Source organism: Frigoribacterium sp. CFBP 13729 (genome assembly GCF_014841875.1).
GTDB lineage: Bacteria > Actinomycetota > Actinomycetes > Actinomycetales > Microbacteriaceae > Frigoribacterium.
The window spans coordinates 1-296 of record NZ_JACYUR010000015.1; the positions used below are offsets into that span (position 1 = coordinate 1).

The following is a 296-nucleotide window of genomic DNA, read 5'->3' on the forward strand; positions in this document are numbered from 1 at the left end:
GCTGCCGACGGCACCGTCGTCGAGCTCAGCGACTTCCGCATCGACCCGGGCGAGAGCAAGCTCTACGGCACCGTCACCGCCAACGGCGCTGTCGCAGCCGAGGACGCCTACCTCTTCAACCTCTACGGCGGCACCCTGAAGCCCCTCCAGATGGAGGGCACCAACGCCGTCCTCGAGGGCACCACCGTCCACATCAGCCCCGACGCCGCCGCCCTGCTGAACCAGACCTTCAACACCGACGCCGTCCAGGACGAGATGCTCGTCGGCGTCGCGAAGATCACCGTCGCCACCGAGTA

1 pseudogene is annotated in these 296 nt (G+C 67.9%); it reads left to right on the top strand.

Going from position 1 to position 296, the window contains the following annotated elements:
• Positions 1 to 296 (top strand): annotated as a pseudogene (locus tag IFT77_RS16505) (hypothetical protein); the annotation flags it as partial.